Source organism: Pseudomonas extremorientalis, assembly GCF_001870465.1.
Taxonomy (GTDB): domain Bacteria; phylum Pseudomonadota; class Gammaproteobacteria; order Pseudomonadales; family Pseudomonadaceae; genus Aquipseudomonas; species Aquipseudomonas extremorientalis.
Genome location: NZ_MDGK01000047.1, coordinates 131,998 through 150,880 on the forward strand (window position 1 = coordinate 131,998; position 18,883 = coordinate 150,880).

Here is an 18,883-nt window from a genome sequence, read left to right on the forward strand (position 1 = left end):
CCTATGAAGCTCTGGGGCAAGACCGAAAAACGCCAGCCCACCCATGCCCAGCGCCTGTTTCATGGCCTGGTGCGCGAGTGGTTGTGGATCGGGTTGCTGTTGCTGCCTGTTACCGTCTATCTGTCGTTGAGCCCAGGCCTGGCGTTGAATAATCCGCTGTACGACAGCCTTCGGCGCCTTACCCCGCTTCCTGTAGACCCGCGCATCCTGCTGGTGACCATTGATGACGCCAGCCTGAAGAAGCTTGGCCAGTGGCCCTGGCCACGCAGCTTGCACGCCGACCTGATCGACCGCCTCAGCGCCAGTCAACCGGCGGGTATCCTCTTCGATGTGATCTTCAGTGAGCCCGGCGATCCCGCCAATGACATACGCTTGGCCGAAGCGGTATGCAATGCAGGCAACGTCTTGCTGCCTCTGGTACGTGAGGGCACTTCAAGTTATAGCCAGCCCGGTGGTCAGATGCTGGCGTTGCATAAGTGCGCCAAGGGCGTGGGCCACATCAATGTCGAAGCGGACAGCGACGGCGTGGTCCGCAGCCTGTATCTACGTGAAGGCCCTCCCGAGACGACGGCACCGCAACTGGCCTGGCTGGCCTATGAGATGAGCGGCGAGCTATCGGACATGCCGGGCGAGCCGCAGCAGGCGATCGCACAACACTGGCACCGTGAACACGCCATCCGCATCCCGTTTATCGCACCCCATACCCATTTCCCCAGCGTGTCCTACGTCAGCGTATTGCGCGGTGAGGTTCCTCCCGAGCAGCTACGAGGCCGCCTGATCCTGGTGGGTTCAACGGCTTCCGGTATGGGGGATCGGTTCGTCACCCCCCTCTCCTCCACGGTCGGTACAACGGCGGGTGTGGAAATCCAGGCAAATGTGCTCAACGGCTTGCTGCAAGGTCGCAGCATTGTCGACCTGCCGGGCTGGCTCGCGGCGCTGATGGCGACCTCCCTGGTGGCATTGTTGCTGGGCCTGCTGCTCTATCGCCCGCGCTATGCACTGTGGATGACCCTGGGCTGCATGATCGCTGCGTTGCTCGGCGCCTGGGCCTTGTTGCGCCTGGGCCACTGGTGGTCGCCAGCCGCGTGTCTGATTGGTTTGCTGCTCAGCTACCTGATCTGGAACTGGCGTCGCCTGAGCGTGATCCTCGCCTACTTCGGCTGGGAGTTGGCGCGCCTGGATAACGAACCCAAAGTCCTGCCCGAACGCCGCCGTGCGCCCGCCAGCAAAGGCGACGTGCTGCAAGCGCGTATCTTTGCCCTGGAGCAGGCCGTAAGCCGCACGCGGGATACGCGGCGCTTCATGGCCGATGGCCTGGAGTGCCTGCCGGTAGCGACGCTGATTACCGACCCCATGGGTAACATCCTGCTGGCCAACCGCATTGCCCGCGAGGTGTTCGGCAATGACCTGGTCACCGAAAACCTGCTGGAACAATTGGCCGACCTGGGCTACCCGCCGCTGCACAATGGCGTGCGCCCCGCCCTCTCGGCGCTGGAGCTGGTCGAGTTCCGCGACATCCATCAACGCAGCCTGCGCATGGAATTGGCACCCTTGCTGCCGGCCGAAGGTGATGTTGCACTGGGCTGGCTGTTGAGCCTGACGGATTTGAGCAAGGAGCGTGATGCGCAACAGCACCGCGAAACCATGTTGCGTTTCCTCTCTCATGACTTGCGTGCACCGCACTCGGCGATCCTCGCGCTGCTGGATGTGCATAACGGCGAGTCCCCAGTCTTCGCCCAGATAGAACAACAGGTTCGCCGCGCCCTGGGCCTTACCGAATCTTTCGTGCAACTGGCGAAGGCCGAAGCTGACGGTTACCAGTTCCAGCCGACGCTGTTTGCGATGTTGGTGATGGACGCCTTTGATCAGGTGGCGCTGATCGCCCAGCTCAAGGGGATCCACCTGGTTCATGATCTGGATGAGGCCGACGAGGGCATGGTCTCCGCTGACCAGTCGCTGCTCACTCGTGCGTTGTTCAATGTGCTGGAGAACGCGATCAAATACTCCTCTTCCGGTACCACCGTCAGGTTGCGGCACAGCAGTGCGCAGGGCTGGTTGGAATGCCGTATCAGCGACCAGGGGCCGGGGATTGCGGCAGAGGATTTGCCGGAGCTATTCAGCCAATACCGGCGCTTTGAGTCCGCTCAGGGGAGTGAAGGATTGGGGTTGGGGTTGACCATGGTCAAGGCGGTAGTCGAGCGCCACGGTGGACATATCCGTTGCGAAAGCGTGGTAGGCAAAGGCACCACGTTCAGCCTGCAACTACCCCTGCTGGAAGACTGAAAAAACGTACTTTTCTGCTGTGCATAAAAAACCGGTCGCAAGGACCGGTTTTTTTATGCGGAAAAAACTTATGCACCTTTTCCGAGATTTTATGAGCTTGGGAAATATGCAATAAAATCAGGCTGTTATGATTAAAAAAGCGCAATTCGCCAACAAACCGTACACAGGTTATCCACAGATGCTCAGATCACCGGCGTGTCGACCACAACAGGCTCTGGCGGCAGCGAACCCATTGCCCGTTGCTGCGCTTCATTCCACGCCTGAGCGCGGTCATTCAGCGCTGCAATGGCACGTGGGCCTTCACCTTCTGCGTACATCGGTTCGCCAATCACCACGGTGATGATGCCTTCGCGCTTGGCCCATCCGGTCTTTGGCCAGAACTTGCCGGCGTTATGGGCAATCGGCAGCACGGGCAAGTTTGCGTTGACTGCCAAAGCCGTACCCCCGCGTGAGAACTTGCCTACGGTGCCGTAGGGCACGCGAGTCCCTTCCGGGAAGATCAGTACCCACACGTTATCCTTGAGCAGTTCATCGCCCTTCTTGGCCACGTGCTTGAGCGCTGCCTTGGGGTTGTCGCGGTCGATGGCGATAGGACGCAACATGGCCATGGCCCAGCCGAAGAACGGCACATACAGCAACTCACGCTTGAGCACCTGGCTCAACGGCGAGAAGTACGCCGAGAGAAAGAACGTCTCCCAAGTGCTCTGGTGGTTCGACAGAATCACGCACGGCTGGTCCGGGACATTTTCCGCGCCCCTGATCTCGAAGCGGATGTTCAGGAACACCTTGGTCAGCCACAGCGCGCAACGGCACCAGTAAACGTTGATGAAGCGATAGCGCGCCTTGAACGGCAAGAAGGGCGCAATAAAAAAGCTCAGGGTGCACCAGAGAAACGAACTGGTGCCCAACAGCAGGTAAAAGAAAAAGGTTCTGATGGCCTGCAAAATCGACATGGCGGCATTTACCGTTGCGGGACAACGCCCGCCTGTTAAAAGCGCACTCCCGAACAGTCCTTGGTCAGGAAGTCGAGGGCGGCTAGTTGTTGATAAGTTCTGCGGCAACGGCCGCCAGATCGTCAAAAATCAAGGTGCCTACCGGCAGGTTTTTCGCCTGGGTCTTTTCGCCTTTCCCGGTCTTGACCAAAACTGGCTGAGAGTCGACGGCTTTGGCCGCCTCCAGGTCACCGAGGCTGTCCCCGACGAACCATAGCCCAGCCAAGGGCACCTTGTAATGTTCTGCAATGGTTTTCAACATGCCAGGCTTGGGTTTGCGGCAATTGCAGCCCTCATCCGGCCCGTGGGGGCAGTACACCACCAGCCCCACCTCACCGCCCTGCTCGGCCACCAGTGCACGCAGGCGTGCGTGCATGGCGTCCAGGGTGGCGATGTCGTAGTACCCGCGAGCAATTCCGGACTGGTTGGTGGCGATCGCCACCGTCCAGCCGGCTTTGCTCAACTGCGCGATGGCCTCGATGGAGCCGGGCAGTGGAATCCATTCCGCCACCGACTTGATGTAAGCGTCGGAGTCGTAGTTGATCACCCCGTCCCGATCGAGAATCAGCAGTTTCAACATGGTCAGCTCAGCGTCGAAATGTCAGCGATGTTGACGAACAAGCCACGCAGGCGCGCCAGCATGGCGTAGCGGTTTTTCCGCACGCCGGCATCGTCGGCATTGATCATCACCGCTTCGAAGAACGCATCCACCGGCTCACGCAAGGTGGCCAGGCGCGCCAATGCTTCGGCGTAGTTGCGCTCAGCGATCAGCGGCTTCACCGCGTTTTCCGCCTTGGCGATGGCCGAGTTCAGCGAGAACTCCTTGGCATCGGCAAACAGGCCAGGGTCGACGTCAGCGTTGCCCAGGCCTTCGGCCTTGCTCAGCAGGTTCGACACACGCTTGTTCACGGCGGCCAGGGCGTCGGCTTCCGGCAGTTTGCGGAACGCCTGCACGGCTTGTACGCGCTGGTCGAAGTCCAGCGCCGAACCCGGCTGCAGGGCACGTACCGACAGGTACACCGACACGTCCACGCCTTCGTCTTCGTACCGCGCACGCAGGCGGTCGAACACAAACTCCAGTACTTGCTCGGCCAGGCCGGCCTGCTTGACCTTGGCACCGAACTGGCCGACCGCGAACACCACGGCCTGGGTCAGGTCGAGGTCCAGCTTTTTGTCGATCAGGATACGCAGCACGCCCAGGGCCGCACGGCGCAGGGCATACGGGTCTTTGCTGCCGGTTGGCAACATGCCGATACCGAAGATACCTACCAGGGTGTCCAGTTTATCGGCGATGGCCACGGCTGCACCGGTCAGGGTGCTTGGCAATTCAGCGCCGGCACCGCGCGGCATGTACTGCTCGTTCAGGGCCAGTGCCACGTCGTCCGGCTCGCCGTCGTTGAGGGCGTAGTAGTAACCGGCTACGCCTTGCATCTCCGGGAACTCGCCGACCATCTCGGTGGCCAGGTCGCACTTGGACAGCAGGCCAGCGCGGGCAGCCCAGGCGGAGTCACCACCAATGCGCGGCGCAATGTAGGCGGCCAGCTTGGAAACCCGCACAGCTTTGTCGTAGACGCTGCCGAGTTTTTCCTGGAATACCACGTTCTGCAGGCGCAGGTTGAAGTCTTCCAGCTTCTGTTTCTTGTCTTGCTTGAAGAAGAACTCGGCGTCGGTCAGGCGCGGGCGCACGACTTTCTCGTTACCGGCGATGATCTGCTGCGGGTCCTTGCTCTCGATGTTGGCCACGGTGATAAAGCGCGGCAGCAATTTACCGTCCACGTCCAGCAGGCAGAAGTACTTCTGGTTGTCCTGCATGGTGGTGATCAGGGCTTCCTGCGGCACGTCGAGGAAACGCTCCTCGAACGAGCACACCAGCGGCACTGGCCATTCAACCAGCGCGGTCACTTCGTCGAGCAGGCTTGGCGGCACGATGGCGGTGCCCTCCTGCAGGCGGGCCAGTTCTTCGGTGCGCTTGCTGATCAGCTCGCGACGCTCGTTGGCATCAGCCAGCACATAGGCAGCGCGCAGATCGTTGAGGTAGTTGGCCGGCGAAGTGATACGTACCGCTTGCGGATGATGGAAGCGGTGGCCACGGGAGTCACGGCCGGCCTTCTGGGCGAGGATGGTGCAGTCGATGACCTGGTCACCGAGCAGCATCACCAGCCATTGGGTTGGGCGTACGAACTCTTCCTTGCGTGCACCCCAGCGCATACGCTTGGGGATCGGCAGGTCGTTCAACGAATCTTCGACGATGGTTGGCAGCAGGCTGGCGGTCGGCTTGCCCGTGATGACCTGGCTGAACCGCAGTTTCGGGCCGCTCTGGTCGATCTCACTCAGTTCCACGCCACACTTCTTGGCGAAACCCAGGGCAGCCTGGGTCGGGTTGCCTTCGGCGTCGAAAGCGGCCTGGCGCGGTGGGCCGTCGAGGTTGATGCTGCGGTCCGGCTGCTGGGTTTCCAGTGCGGTCAGCAACACGGCCAGGCGGCGCGGCGCGGCGTAGACTTTTTTCGCGGCGAACTTCAGGCCGGCGGTTTGCAGGCCCTTTTCGATACCGGCCAGGAACGCATCGGCCAGGGTGTTCAGTGCCTTGGGTGGCAGCTCTTCGGTGCCCAGTTCAACCAGGAAATCTTGAACACTCATTGTGCAGCCTCCAGCTTAGCCAACACTTCATCACGCAGGTCCGGGGTGGCCATCGGGAAGCCCAGCTTGGCGCGAGCCAGCAGGTAGGCTTGGGCGACGGAACGCGCCAGGGTGCGTACACGCAGGATGTATTGCTGGCGCGCGGTTACCGAGATGGCACGGCGCGCATCCAGCAGGTTGAAGGTATGGGAGGCCTTCAACACCATTTCATAGCTTGGCAACGGCAGCGGCTGGTCGAGCTCGATCAGGCGCTTGGCTTCGCTTTCGTAGAAATCGAACAGTTCGAACAGCTTGTCGACGTTGGCGTGTTCGAAGTTGTAGGTGGACTGCTCCACTTCGTTCTGGTGGAACACGTCGCCGTAGGTGACCTTGCCGAACGGGCCGTCAGCCCACACCAGGTCGTAGACCGAGTCCACGCCCTGCAGGTACATGGCCAGGCGCTCGAGACCGTAGGTGATCTCGCCGGTCACCGGGTAGCACTCGATACCACCGGCCTGCTGGAAGTAAGTGAACTGCGTCACTTCCATGCCGTTGAGCCAGACTTCCCAGCCCAGGCCCCAGGCGCCCAGGGTCGGCGATTCCCAGTTGTCTTCGACGAAACGGATGTCGTGGACCAATGGGTCCAGGCCCACATGCTTGAGCGAGCCCAGGTAGAGTTCCTGGAAGTTGTCCGGGTTCGGCTTCAATACCACCTGGAACTGGTAGTAGTGCTGCAGACGGTTCGGGTTTTCGCCGTAGCGGCCGTCAGTCGGGCGACGACTGGGCTGCACATAAGCGGCGTTCCAGGTTTCCGGGCCGATGGCCCGCAGGAATGTTGCGGTGTGGAAAGTGCCGGCGCCTACTTCCATATCGTAGGGCTGAAGTACCACACAACCTTGCTCGGCCCAGTATTGCTGGAGGGCGAGGATCAAGTCTTGGAAGGTACGCACGGCTGGCGTAGGCTGGCTCACGAAATTCACCTGTTACTTGGGCTGCGATTTAAAGAGCGGGAGTATACCCGATTCGGCCCCGCCACCACTCCCTGGAGCCTTATGCCACGCTGCTTTTGGTGTTCTGAAGATCCGCTGTACATGGCTTATCACGATCAGGAGTGGGGAACGCCGCTGCGCGATGCGCAGGGTTTGTTCGAGTTGCTTTTGCTCGAAGGGTTCCAGGCGGGCCTGTCCTGGATCACCGTTTTACGCAAACGCGAGCATTATCGGAAGGTCTTGTTCGGGTTTGATGCGCAGCGGTTGGCCCAACTGAGCGACGCCGAGATAGACGCGCTGATGCTCGATCCGGGCATCGTGCGCAACCGCCTGAAGCTTAACGCCACTCGGCGCAACGCCGCTGCCTGGCTGGCGCTGGAGGACCCGGTGGGTTTGCTCTGGTCCTTCGTCGGCGGCAAACCCAAGGTCAATCACTTCAAGGACCGCAGCGAAGTCCCGGCGATCACGCCCGAAGCCGAAGCCATGAGCAAGGCCCTGAAAAAAGCCGGTTTCACCTTCGTCGGGCCGACCATTTGCTACGCCTTCATGCAGGCCTCGGGCATGGTCATGGACCACACTCAGGACTGCGACCGTTACGCGGACTTGGCAAACGCCGGTTAGAATGCGCGCTTTGCGCACCACACACGATCAGGAGTGACCTGTGGAAAAGTTTAAAGGCGCCTTGCTGGTAGGCGCTCTGCGGTTGTTTGCCCTGCTGCCCTGGCGCGCTGTCCAGGCGGTTGGCACGGCCATCGGCTGGATCATGTGGAAAACCCCCAACCGCTCCCGTGACACGGTGCGGATCAACCTCTCCAAGTGCTTCCCGGACATGGACCCGGCTGCCCGTGAGCGCCTGGTCGGCCAGAGCCTGATGGACATCGGCAAGTCCCTGACCGAAAGCGCCTGCGCCTGGATCTGGCCGGCCCAGCGCTCCATCGACCTGGTACGTGAAGTCGAAGGCCTGGAAGTGCTGCACGAAGCCCTGGCCTCGGGCAAAGGCGTGGTCGGCATCACCAGCCATCTGGGCAACTGGGAAGTGCTCAACCACTTCTATTGCAGCCAGTGCAAGCCGATCATTTTCTACCGGCCGCCCAAGCTCAAGGCGGTGGATGAGCTGCTGCGCAAGCAGCGCGTGCAACTGGGTAACCGCGTGGCCGCGTCGACCAAGGAAGGCATCCTCAGCGTGATCAAGGAAGTGCGCAAGGGCGGCCAGGTGGGGATTCCCGCCGATCCGGAGCCGGCCGAATCCGCCGGGATCTTCGTGCCGTTCTTCGCCACCCAGGCGCTCACCAGCAAGTTCGTGCCGAACATGCTCGCTGGTCACAAGGCGGTGGGCGTGTTCCTGCATGCACTGCGGCTGCCGGATGGCTCGGGCTACAAGGTGATTCTGGAAGCGGCGCCGGAAGACATGTACAGCACCGATACCGCCACGTCCTGCGCGGCGATGAGCAAGGTGGTGGAACGTTACGTCGGTGCCTACCCGAGCCAGTACATGTGGAGCATGAAGCGCTTCAAGAAACGCCCGCCGGGTGAAGAGCGCTGGTACTGATTCAAGATCAACGCAAAACCAATGTGGGAGGGGGCTTGCCCCCGATAGCGGTTGCTCAGTCAAATATGTATCGACTGACACACTGCCATCGGGGGCAAGCCCCCTCCCACATTTAAGTCCTGCTCAGGCTTGGCGATCGAGTTTTTTCAGGAACACGGTCATCTCTTTCTCTGCCTGCTTGTCGCCGTGAGCAAGCGCCGCTTCTATCCCCTTCTCCCACGCCAGCCGCGCCGCTGCACGATCTTCCAACCCCAACAGCGCCTTGCCCAACAACTTCCACGCCGCCGAATACTTCGGGTCGAACTCGACGCACTTGCTCAAATGCTCCGCTGCCTTGGCGTTGTCCTTCAGATCCAGATAACCCTTGCCCAAGCCAAACCGCAGCAGCGCGTTATCCACACCCTTGGCGAGCATTTTCTCCAGGGATTCGAGCATGCCGTTCACTCCATTCGATCAGAAAAAGCTCAACCCCACGTGGAACAGCTTCTCCACATCGCGGATATGTTTCTTGTCCACCAGGAACAGAATCACATGGTCCCCGGTTTGGATCACCGTATCGTCGTGGGCAATGATCACCTCTTCGTCACGGATGATCGCGCCAATGGTAGTACCCGGCGGCAAGCCGATATCGCGGATGGCCTTGCCGATCACCTTGCTCGACTTGGAGTCGCCATGGGCAATCGCCTCGATGGCTTCCGCCGCACCACGGCGCAGGGAGTGCACGCTGACGATATCGCCCCGGCGTACGTGGGCGAGCAAGGTGCCGATGGTAGCCAGCTGCGGGCTGATGGCGATGTCGATATCACCGCCCTGGATCAGGTCCACGTAGGCCGGGTTGTTGATGATGGTCATCACCTTCTTTGCCCCCAGCCGCTTGGCCAGCAACGACGACATGATGTTGGCTTCGTCATCGTTGGTCAGTGCCAGGAAGATGTCGGCGTCGGCGATGTTTTCTTCCATCAGCAGGTCGCGGTCCGAGGCGCTGCCTTGCAGTACGACGGTGCTGTCCAGGGTGTCGGACAAATGCCGGCAACGTGCCGGGCTCATCTCGATGATCTTGACCTGGTAGCGGCTTTCGATGGCTTCGGCCAGACGCTCGCCGATCTGCCCACCGCCGGCGATGACGATGCGCTTGTAGGTTTCGTCGAGGCGGCGCATTTCGCTCATCACCGCGCGAATATTCGCCTTGGCGGCGATGAAAAACACTTCGTCGTCGGCCTCGATCACCGTATCGCCCTGGGGCAGGATCGGACGGTCACGCCGGAAAATCGCCGCGACGCGGGTTTCCACATTCGGCATATGCTCGCGCAACTGGCGCAGTTGCTGGCCCACCAGCGGACCGCCGTAGTAGGCCTTTACCGCGACCAGTTGCGCCTTGCCGCCGGCAAAGTCGATCACTTGCAGAGCACCCGGGATTTCGATCAGGCGCTTGATGTAGTGGGTTACCACCTGTTCCGGACTGATCAGTACGTCTACCGGAATCGCGTCGTTGTCGAACAGCCCGGCGCGGGTCAGGTAGGCCGCTTCGCGTACGCGGGCGATCTTGGTCGGCGTGTGGAACAGGGTGTGGGCCACCTGGCAGGCGACCATGTTGGTTTCGTCACTGTTGGTCACGGCCACCAGCATGTCGGCGTCATCCGCACCGGCCTGGCGCAGCACGGTCGGGAACGAGGCGCGGCCTTGTACGGTGCGGATGTCGAGGCGGTCGCCGAGGTTGCGCAGGCGCTCGCTGTCGGTGTCGACCACGGTGATGTCGTTGGCTTCGCTGGCCAAATGTTCGGCCAAGGTGCCACCAACCTGCCCTGCCCCAAGGATGATGATTTTCATCCGGTCACTCCCTTTAACCCGTTCAGCCGCGCGCGGCGGCGATCTTGATCAGTTTGGCGTAGTAGAAGCCATCGTGTCCGCCTTCTTGCGCGAGCAACTGGCGACCGTGGGGCTGCTTGATGCCAGCAGCGGTGGCGAGGTCCAGCTCCCGTGCGCCGCTGGTGCGGGCGAGGAAGGCTTCGATCACCTCGGTGTTTTCCGTCGGCAAGGTGGAGCAGGTGGCGTAGAGCAGGATGCCGCCGACTTCCAGGGTCGACCACATCGCGTCGAGCAACTCGCCCTGCAGCACGGCCAGGGCGGCGATGTCATCGGGTTGGCGGGTGAGCTTGATGTCCGGGTGGCGACGGATTACGCCGGTGGCGGAACAGGGTGCATCGAGCAGGATGCGCTGGAAGGGTTTGCCGTCCCACCACGTCGCGGTGTCACGGCCGTCGGCGGCAATCAGCTCGGCGCTGAGGCCCAGGCGCGTCAGGTTTTCACGCACGCGCACCAGGCGCTTGGCTTCCAGGTCGACGGCGACGACACCGGCCAAGTCCTTTTCGACCTCCAGAATGTGACACGTCTTACCGCCTGGCGCGCAGCAGGCGTCGAGGACGCGTTGGCCCGGTGCCAGGTCGAGCAGGTCGGCAGCCAGTTGTGCGGCCTCGTCCTGCACGCTGATCCAGCCTTCGGCAAAGCCCGGCAGGTTGCGCACATCGGTGGCCGCTTCGAGCACGATGCCGTCGACGCTGTACACGCAGGGCGTGGCATTGATGCCGGCGGTCGTGAGCAATTGCAGGTAGGCGTCACGGCTGTGGTGACGGCGGTTGACCCGCAGGATCATCGGCGGATGCGCATTGTTAGCCGCGCAGATGGCTTCCCACTGTTCGGGCCAGAACGCCTTCAGGGATTTTTGCAGCCAGCGCGGGTGAGCGGTACGCACCACCGGGTCATGTTCCAGCTCGGCCAGCAGCGCTTCGCTTTCGCGCTGGGCGCGGCGCAGCACGGCGTTGAGCAGGGCCTTGGCCCAGGGCTTTTTCAGTTTGTCGGCGCAACCGACCGTCTCGCCGATGGCTGCGTGGGCCGGCACACGGGTGTAGAGCAACTGATAGAGGCCCACCAGCAGCAGCGCTTCCACGTCGGCATCGGCGGCCTTGAACGGCTTCTGCAGCAACTTGGCCGCCAGTGCCGACAGGCGTGGCTGCCAGCGCGCGGTGCCGAAGGCCAGGTCCTGGGTGAAACCGCGATCGCGGTCTTCGACCTTGTCCAACTGGGTCGGCAATGAACTGTTCAGCGACGCCTTGCCGTTGAGGACGGCGGCGAGAGCCTTGGCGGCAGCCAGACGTGGGTTCATTGGGCTGTCCCGAGGATGGTGCCCAGGGCAAATTTTTCACGACGGCTGTTGAACAAATCACTGAAATTAAGCGCCTTGCCACCGGGCAATTGCAGACGGGTCAGGCACAGCGCCTGCTCGCCGCATGCGACCAGCAGGCCGTCCTTGCTGGCGCCGATGATTTCACCCGGAACGCCTTTGCCCTCGGCGAGTTTGGCGGCCAACACTTTTACGGCTTCGCCATTGAGGGTGCTGTGGCAGACCGGCCAGGGGTTGAAGGCACGTACCAGGCGTTCCAGCTCCACGGCCGGGCGGCTCCAGTCGATACGCGCTTCGTCTTTGTTCAGTTTGTGGGCGTAGGTGGCCAGGCTGTCGTCCTGGACTTCGCCCTCCAGGGTGCCGGCGGCCAGGCCGGCGATGGCCTGGATCACGGCGGGCGGGCCCAGTTCGGCGAGGCGGTCGTGCAGGCTGCCGCCGGTGTCTTCGCCGGTGATCGGGGTGGTGACCTTGAGCAGCATCGGGCCGGTGTCCAAGCCCGCCTCCATGCGCATCACGGTCACGCCGCTTTCGCTGTCGCCGGCTTCCACGGCACGTTGGATCGGCGCCGCACCGCGCCAGCGTGGCAGCAGCGAGGCATGGCTGTTGATGCAGCCCAGGCGCGGGATATCCAGCACCACTTGCGGCAGGATCAAGCCGTAGGCTACGACCACCAACAGGTCAGGCTTCAGTGCTGCCAGCTCGGCTTGGGCTTCGGTATTACGCAGGGTCGGCGGCTGCAGCACGGGAACATTGTGCTCCAGCGCCAGCTGCTTGACCGGGCTTGGCATCAGTTTTTGCCCGCGACCGGCCGGGCGATCCGGCTGGGTGTACACCGCGACGATGTCATAAGGGCTGGCAAGCAGGGCCTTGAGGTGTTCGGCGGCGAATTCTGGAGTGCCGGCAAAAACAATGCGCAGTGGCTCGGTCATGGGAGGTCTCGGTTAAAAGCAGTCACAAAAGAAAAAGGCTTGCCGCAGCAAGCCTTTGGAAGAAGGGCATCAAGCTTGCTGGCGATGCTTTTTTTCCAGCTTCTTCTTGATCCGGTCGCGCTTGAGCGTGGACAGGTAATCGACAAACAGCTTGCCGTTGAGGTGGTCGCATTCGTGCTGGATGCACACCGCCAGCAGGCCTTCGGCAATCAGCTCGAACGGCTTGCCGTCGCGGTCCAGGGCCTTGATCTTCACGCGCAGCGGGCGCTCGACGTTCTCGTAGAACTCGGGCACCGACAGGCAGCCTTCCTGGTACTCGCCCATCTCGTCGGTCAGCGGTTCGAACTCGGGGTTGATGTACACCATCGGTTCGCTGCGATCTTCCGACAGGTCCATGACCACGACACGCAGGTGTACGTTGACCTGGGTCGCGGCGAGGCCGATGCCTGGGGCTTCATACATTGTTTCAAACATGTCATCGACCAACTGACGAACCTTGTCGTCCACTACGGCCACCGGCTTGGCGATCGTGCGCAAACGCGAGTCGGGAAATTCGAGGATGTTCAAAATAGCCATAAGCGTAATTGCTGCACATGTGAGGTAAAGGCAAATCGGCGTTGGGATGGACCCAGACAGCCGGTGTGAAACGCCCCGAAGCCGCGAAGGCCCTGGCATTTCACGCGAACGCACATAATAAAGGAGATTCACCCCATGAGGAAATCGCTACTCGTCTTGCTGCTGTGGGCCCCGTTTGCCATGGCCCTGCTGCCCCAGCCCGTCCAGCGCCTGGATCAATCGACACAACAGGCCATCCAGCGCTTTTTACTGCACAACCGCATTCTTGATTCGCCACAGGACCTGGACAGCGCGCCGTACATTGTTGCCGCTGATGCGGGTCGAGTGCTGGGGGGCAACGGTGAGCGGGTGCATGCCAGGGGCAACCTGGACCCTTCCCAACCCCATTACGGCATATTCCGACGCGGCAAGGTCTACACCGACCCGCAGACCCAAGAACTACTGGGCATCAACGCCGACGATATCGGCACTGCCCGTTTCGTCACGGCTGGCGACCTCACCACCCTGGCCGTGCAGCGAGTGACCCAGGAGGTGCGCCCGGGTGACCGCCTGCTACGCGCGCAATCTCCTGTCGATCCGGCCTCCCTGGAGGTCATTTCAACGGCGCCCTTCATCGAAGGGCACATCATTGATATCCCCAAGGGTGTCGCCCAGATCGGCGTGCTCGATGCTGTCACCCTGAACAAAGGCCGCCGTGACGGCCTGGTCGAAGGCCAACTGCTCAGCGTGATCAAGGCTGGCGCAACCGTGCGCGACAGCCTCACCGGCACGCCGACCCGACTCCCCGATGAACGTGCCGGCACCCTGCTGGTATTTCGCACCTACGAAAAGCTCAGTTACGGCCTGATCCTCAATGCCTCGCGACCGCTGGCGGTGATGGACCGTTTCGAGACTGCCCATCAAACACAATGAATAGGTTGCTAAATAAGTTACCAACAGAGTTATCCACAGCTTGTTCCGGTCAAGGATGATCAAATGAATCCGATAAACAGTCATGAAATATCCCCGTCAGAACTGGAAGCCCGACTACGCTTGCACAGGCTGCCGGAACTGGGCCCCAAGCGTTTTCGCTTATTGATCGAAGCGTTCGGCTCTGCGTCAAAGGCCATCAGTGCCCCCGCCAGTGCCTGGCGTTCGCTCGGGTTGCCAGCCATCAGCGCCGATGCCCGGCGCAGCCATGAAATCCGCGAGGGCGCCAGCGCGGCATTGGCCTGGCTGGGGTGCCCTACCCAGCATTTGCTGATGTGGGACCAACCGGAGTACCCCGCACTGCTCGCCCAGATTGACGACGCGCCGCCGCTGTTGTTCGTCGCGGGTGACCCTCTGATCCTGGAAAAACCGCAACTGGCGATGGTGGGAAGCCGCCGCGCATCCCGTCCTGGCATGGACACCGCCGCTGCGTTTTCCCGCAGCCTGGCGAGCGCGGGTTTTGTCATCACCAGCGGCCTGGCCTTGGGTATTGACGGCGCCGCCCATCAAGCCGCATTGGACGTGGGCGGCCAGACAATCGGCGTCCTCGGCACCGGGCTCGAAAATTTTTATCCACAGCGCCACCGACGGCTGGCGGCGGCGATGATTGACCAGGGCAGCGCCGTGGTTTCCGAGTTTCCGCTGGACGCTCCGCCTCAGGCGGCCAATTTCCCCAGGCGTAACCGCATCATCAGTGGCCTGTCCCTTGGCGTATTGGTGGTGGAAGCGAGCATGGCCAGTGGTTCGCTGATTACGGCCAAGCTGGCGGCCGAGCAGGGACGCGAGGTGTACGCGATTCCGGGCTCCATCCATCATCCCGGCGCCAAGGGTTGCCATCAGTTGATTCGCGACGGTGCGGTATTGGTGGAAACCATCGAGCACATTCTTGAAGGCTTGCGCGGCTGGCAGGCGCTGTCCCGTCCGGCGCCGATGCCGGTGACCCATCCGCTGGTAGCGCTGCTGCACGCGGCGCCGCACAGCAGTGAAGCGCTGGCGATTGCCAGCGGGCGGCCGTTGTCCCAGGTGTTGGCGACGCTTACGGAGCTGGAGCTTGAAGGCCAGGTCATCTGCGAAAGCGGGCGCTGGCTTGCGCGCTGCTAGGTTTTGTAACGAAGATCGGTAAACTGCGCAGAGCTTTAGTCTGGAGAGTGAACAATGGTCAACCGGTGGCGTGTGCTGGAAACCGCACGAGAAATTCGCGCAGGCGCGGTGATTGCCTACCCAACCGAAGCGGTTTGGGGCCTGGGCTGCGACCCGTGGAACGAAGAAGCAGTGGACCGTTTGCTCGCCATCAAGAATCGCTCGGTGGACAAGGGCCTGATCCTGGTGGCGGACAGCATCCGCCAGTTCGACTTTCTCTTCGAAGACTTCCCGCAAGAGTGGATCGACCGCATGGCCGCCACCTGGCCCGGGCCGAATACCTGGCTGGTGCCCCATCAGGACTTGCTGCCGGAATGGGTGACAGGTGTGCATGACACGGTGGCGCTGCGGGTGACGGACCATCCGCTGGTGCGGGACTTGTGCTCGCTGGTGGGGCCGTTGATTTCCACCTCGGCCAACCCTCAGGGTCGCCCGGCTGCGCGTACGCGGATTCGCGTGGAGCAGTACTTCCGTGGCCAGGTGGACCTGGTGTTGGGCGGCGCCCTGGGGGGGCGCAAGAACCCCAGCCTGATTCGCGACCTGGTGACCGGCGAGGTTGTGCGGCCTTCCTGAGACCGAGGTGCGGCCATCGCGGGCAAGCCCGGCTCCCACCCCTGATCCGCGTCTTTCATGACAACGCGGTCAAATGTGGGAGCCGGGCTTGCCCGCGATGAGGCCCTTATAGACTCCAGATATCGATTGGCTTACGGCAGCAGAATGGTCGACCCCGTCGTGCGCCGTGCCGACAACTCAGTCTGCGCCTTGGCTGCCTCTGCCAGCGAGTACCGCTGGTTGATATCAATGCGCACCTTGCCGCTCTTGATCATCGAGAACAGGTCATCGGCCATCGCCTGCAGGTTCTGCGGGTTGTTGGCATAGGTCGCCAAGGTCGGCCGGGTGACGTACAGCGAGCCCTTGGCCGACAGGATCCCCAGGTTCACCCCATCCACCGCGCCTGACGCATTGCCGAAGCTCACCACCAGCCCACGGGGCGCCACGCTGTCCAGCGAGGTCAGCCAGGTGTCCTTGCCAACACCGTCATACACCACCGGCACCTTTTTGCCGTCGGTCAATTCCAGCACGCGCTGGGCGACGTTTTCCTTGCTGTAGTCGATGGTTTCCCAGGCGCCGAGGGATTTGGCCAGGGCAGCTTTTTCCGGCGAGCTCACCGTTCCGATCAGCTTGACGCCCAGGGCCTTCGCCCACTGGCACGCCAGGGAGCCTACGCCGCCGGCAGCCGCGTGGAACAAGATGGTTTCACCGCCTTTGAGTTCATAGGTCTGTCGCAGCAGATACTGCACGGTCAGGCCCTTGAGCATGGCGCCGGCGGCCTGTTCGAAGCTGATATCGTCCGGCAAGTGCACCAGGTTGGCGGCGGGCAACACATGCAATTGGCTGTAGGCGCCCAACGGGCCACTGCCGTAGGCCACGCGATCGCCGACTTTGAATTGGGTGACTTCACTGCCGACGGCATCGACCACGCCGGCGCCTTCTGCGCCCAGCCCCGATGGCAAGGCCGGCGGCGCGTACAGGCCGCTGCGGAAATAGGTGTCGATGAAGTTCAGGCCGATCGCCTCGTTACGCACGCGAACCTGCTGTGGGCCAGGCTCGGCCGGCGTGTAGTCCACATACTCAAGCACTTCGGGACCGCCATGGGCGCTGAACTGGATACGTTTGGCCATCTGCACTTCTCCTTAAGGTCGAATCGCGTAGCCCCCTATCGGACTCCTAAGCTTGATCTTCGTCAACTGCGACGTACGTGGGTGCGGTGTTATCCTGTGCGCCCATTTGCCGCCGACGCCCAATGGCTTCGCGTAGCTTTGCCCGATTCAAGGTGATGCCATGACTACCCGCACCGAGGCTGTAAAGGCCTACCTGCTTGACCTGCAAGACCGCATTTGCAGCGCCCTGGAAACCTTCGAGACGGACACTCGCTTTATCGAAGACGCCTGGACCCGGCCTGCCGGCGGCGGCGGTCGCACCCGTGTGATCGAGAACGGTACGGTGATCGAAAAAGGCGGCGTTAACTTTTCCCATGTGTTTGGCAGCGGCCTGCCACCGTCTGCCAGTGCGCATCGGCCCGAGCTGGCCGGGCGTGGTTTCGAGGCCCTGGGCGTGTCGCTGGTGATCCACCCGCACAACCCTCATGTGCCGACGTCCCACGCCAACGTGCGCTTTTTCATCGCTGAAAAAGAAGGCGAAGAACCGGTGTGGTGGTTCGGCGGTGGCTTCGACCTCACGCCTTACTACGGCAACGAAGAAGACTGCATCCACTGGCACCGTGTGGCCGAGCAGGCCTGTGCGCCGTTCGGTCCTGAGGTGTATTCGCGCTACAAAGCGTGGTGCGACACCTACTTCCACATCAAGCATCGCAACGAACCGCGTGGTATCGGCGGCCTGTTTTTCGATGACCTGAACGAGTGGGACTTCGACACCTGCTTCGCCTTCATCCGTGCCATCGGTGATGCCTACATTGACGCCTACCTGCCGATCGTGCAGCGCCGCAAGGCCATTGCCTACACCGAGCAACAGCGCGAATTCCAGGAATTTCGCCGGGGCCGCTACGTTGAATTCAACCTGGTCTACGACCGTGGCACCTTGTTCGGGTTGCAGTCGGGCGGGCGTACCGAGTCGATCCTGATGTCGCTGCCGCCGCAAGTGCGCTGGAGCTACGACTGGAAGGCCGAGGCCGGCAGTGAAGAAGCACGCCTCACCGACTACTTCCTGCAAGACCGTGACTGGCTGGGCCTTGACGCGCCCAAGGCAGCTGTCTGATGGACCGTTATGTGGTGTTCGGCAACCCCATCGGCCACAGCAAGTCGCCGCTGATCCACCGCATGTTCGCCGAGCAGACCGGCGAGCAACTGGACTACAGCACCCTGCTGGCGCCGTTGGAGGATTTCATCGGCTGTGCCCGTGAGTTCTTTCAGCAGGGCCGTGGCGCCAACGTCACCGTGCCGTTCAAGGAAGACGCCTACCGACTGGCCGACACCCTGACCGAGCGCGCCCAACGTGCCGGCGCGGTGAACACCTTGAGCAAGCTGGCAGACGGCAGCCTGTTGGGCGACAACACCGATGGCGCCGGCCTGGTGCGCGATCTCACCATCAACGCCGGGCTGAGCCTGCAAGGCAAACGCATCCTGCTGCTGGGCGCGGGTGGTGCGGTGCGTGGCGCGCTGGAACCGTTGCTGGCCGAGCAGCCGGGCTCGCTGATCATCGCCAACCGCACCGTGGAAAAGGCCGAATTGCTCGCCGAGCTGTTCGACGACCTGGGCCCGGTATCTGCCAGCGGTTTCGACTGGCTGCGTGAGCCGGTGGACGTGATCATCAACGCCACGTCCGCCAGCCTGTCAGGCGATGTACCGCCGATTGCGGGTAGCCTGATCGAGCCGGGCAAGACCTTTTGCTACGACATGATGTACGCCAAGGAACCGACCGCGTTCTGCCGTTGGGCGACGGAGCACGGTGCAGCGGTGGCGATGGATGGCCTGGGCATGCTGGTGGAACAGGCGGCGGAAGCCTTCTACCTGTGGCGCGGCGTGCGCCCGGATTCGGCGCCTGTATTGGCTGAACTTCGCCGCCAGTTGATCTGACACTGATCCGAATGTGGGAGGGGGCTTGCCCCCGATGAGGGAGTGTCAGTTGATACATCCATGGCTGAC

At 62.1% G+C, this 18,883-nt stretch carries 18 protein-coding genes; 8 read left to right on the top strand and 10 right to left on the bottom strand.

Features of this window, described 5'->3' with window-relative positions; all coding sequences use genetic code 11:
- Positions 1–3: 3 nt before the first annotated feature.
- Positions 4–2,283: a CHASE2 domain-containing protein gene (locus BFN10_RS18545; RefSeq protein WP_071490893.1), complete on the top strand. Its 2,280-nt coding sequence runs from the start codon at positions 4–6 to the stop codon at positions 2,281–2,283.
- Between the two features lie 182 nt (positions 2,284–2,465).
- On the opposite strand, the gene BFN10_RS18550 is transcribed toward BFN10_RS18545, so the two are convergent.
- From BFN10_RS18550 to glyQ, 4 genes are all read right to left on the bottom strand, one after another.
- Positions 2,466–3,236: a lysophospholipid acyltransferase family protein gene (locus BFN10_RS18550; RefSeq protein WP_071490894.1), complete on the bottom strand. Its 771-nt coding sequence runs from the start codon at positions 3,234–3,236 to the stop codon at positions 2,466–2,468.
- 82 nt (positions 3,237–3,318) lie between these two features.
- Positions 3,319–3,855, bottom strand: a complete 537-nt coding sequence (gmhB, locus tag BFN10_RS18555) for a D-glycero-beta-D-manno-heptose 1,7-bisphosphate 7-phosphatase (RefSeq protein ID WP_162276392.1) — start codon at positions 3,853–3,855, stop codon at positions 3,319–3,321.
- A 2-nt stretch (positions 3,856–3,857) separates the two neighbouring features.
- A complete protein-coding gene (glyS, locus tag BFN10_RS18560; protein WP_071490895.1) occupies positions 3,858–5,912 on the bottom strand; it encodes a glycine--tRNA ligase subunit beta in 2,055 nt (684 codons plus the stop codon).
- Positions 5,909–6,862, bottom strand: a complete 954-nt coding sequence (gene glyQ / locus BFN10_RS18565) for a glycine--tRNA ligase subunit alpha (RefSeq protein ID WP_003187265.1) — start codon at positions 6,860–6,862, stop codon at positions 5,909–5,911. The genes glyS and glyQ overlap by 4 nt, the downstream gene beginning before the upstream one ends.
- An 81-nt stretch (positions 6,863–6,943) precedes the next feature.
- Between glyQ and BFN10_RS18570 the strand changes: the two genes are divergently transcribed.
- Both BFN10_RS18570 and BFN10_RS18575 read left to right on the top strand, forming a co-directional pair.
- Entirely contained in the window at positions 6,944–7,501 is a 558-nt protein-coding gene (locus BFN10_RS18570) for a DNA-3-methyladenine glycosylase I (RefSeq protein ID WP_071490896.1), read from the top strand.
- A gap of 40 nt (positions 7,502–7,541) precedes the next feature.
- Complete coding sequence (locus BFN10_RS18575; protein WP_071490897.1) at positions 7,542–8,429, top strand: lysophospholipid acyltransferase; 888 nt, start codon at positions 7,542–7,544, stop codon at positions 8,427–8,429.
- A 123-nt stretch (positions 8,430–8,552) separates the two neighbouring features.
- Here BFN10_RS18575 and BFN10_RS18580 read toward each other — a convergent pair whose 3' ends face one another.
- From BFN10_RS18580 to def, 5 genes are all read right to left on the bottom strand, one after another.
- Positions 8,553–8,864, bottom strand: a complete 312-nt coding sequence (locus tag BFN10_RS18580) for a hypothetical protein (RefSeq protein WP_071490898.1) — start codon at positions 8,862–8,864, stop codon at positions 8,553–8,555.
- 18 nt (positions 8,865–8,882) lie between these two features.
- Positions 8,883–10,256 (bottom strand): Trk system potassium transporter TrkA, encoded by a 1,374-nt coding sequence (trkA, locus tag BFN10_RS18585; RefSeq protein ID WP_071490899.1) that lies wholly within the window; start codon positions 10,254–10,256, stop codon positions 8,883–8,885.
- Positions 10,257–10,278: 22 nt separating this feature from the next.
- The gene (rsmB, locus tag BFN10_RS18590) at positions 10,279–11,589 is read right to left on the bottom strand and encodes a 16S rRNA (cytosine(967)-C(5))-methyltransferase RsmB (protein WP_071490900.1); all 1,311 of its coding nucleotides are present in this window, start codon (positions 11,587–11,589) and stop codon (positions 10,279–10,281) included.
- A complete protein-coding gene (gene fmt, locus BFN10_RS18595) occupies positions 11,586–12,536 on the bottom strand; it encodes a methionyl-tRNA formyltransferase (RefSeq protein WP_071490901.1) in 951 nt (316 codons plus the stop codon). The genes rsmB and fmt overlap by 4 nt, the downstream gene beginning before the upstream one ends.
- Before the next feature lie 69 nt (positions 12,537–12,605).
- The gene (gene def, locus BFN10_RS18600; RefSeq protein WP_029290229.1) at positions 12,606–13,112 is read right to left on the bottom strand and encodes a peptide deformylase; all 507 of its coding nucleotides are present in this window, start codon (positions 13,110–13,112) and stop codon (positions 12,606–12,608) included.
- 135 nt (positions 13,113–13,247) lie between these two features.
- Here def and BFN10_RS18605 point away from each other — a divergent pair, with 135 nt between their 5' ends.
- The 3 genes from BFN10_RS18605 (at position 13,248) to tsaC (ending at position 15,794) form a co-directional block, all read left to right on the top strand.
- Complete coding sequence (locus BFN10_RS18605) at positions 13,248–14,024, top strand: peptidoglycan-binding protein (RefSeq protein WP_071490902.1); 777 nt, start codon at positions 13,248–13,250, stop codon at positions 14,022–14,024.
- 63 nt (positions 14,025–14,087) lie between these two features.
- Positions 14,088–15,182, top strand: a complete 1,095-nt coding sequence (dprA, locus tag BFN10_RS18610; RefSeq protein WP_071490903.1) for a DNA-processing protein DprA — start codon at positions 14,088–14,090, stop codon at positions 15,180–15,182.
- A gap of 54 nt (positions 15,183–15,236) precedes the next feature.
- Positions 15,237–15,794, top strand: a complete 558-nt coding sequence (tsaC, locus tag BFN10_RS18615) for an L-threonylcarbamoyladenylate synthase type 1 TsaC (RefSeq protein WP_071490904.1) — start codon at positions 15,237–15,239, stop codon at positions 15,792–15,794.
- 131 nt (positions 15,795–15,925) lie between these two features.
- Here tsaC and BFN10_RS18620 read toward each other — a convergent pair whose 3' ends face one another.
- On the bottom strand, positions 15,926–16,903 hold the full coding sequence (locus BFN10_RS18620; RefSeq protein ID WP_071490905.1) for a quinone oxidoreductase family protein: 978 nt from the start codon (positions 16,901–16,903) through the stop codon (positions 15,926–15,928).
- A 160-nt stretch (positions 16,904–17,063) separates the two neighbouring features.
- On the opposite strand from BFN10_RS18620, the gene hemF reads away from it, so the two are divergent.
- A complete protein-coding gene (gene hemF, locus BFN10_RS18625; RefSeq protein WP_071490906.1) occupies positions 17,064–17,996 on the top strand; it encodes an oxygen-dependent coproporphyrinogen oxidase in 933 nt (310 codons plus the stop codon).
- Positions 17,996–18,814, top strand: a complete 819-nt coding sequence (aroE, locus tag BFN10_RS18630) for a shikimate dehydrogenase (protein ID WP_071490907.1) — start codon at positions 17,996–17,998, stop codon at positions 18,812–18,814. Before hemF ends, aroE begins: the two co-directional genes overlap by 1 nt.
- Positions 18,815–18,883: the final 69 nt, after the last annotated feature.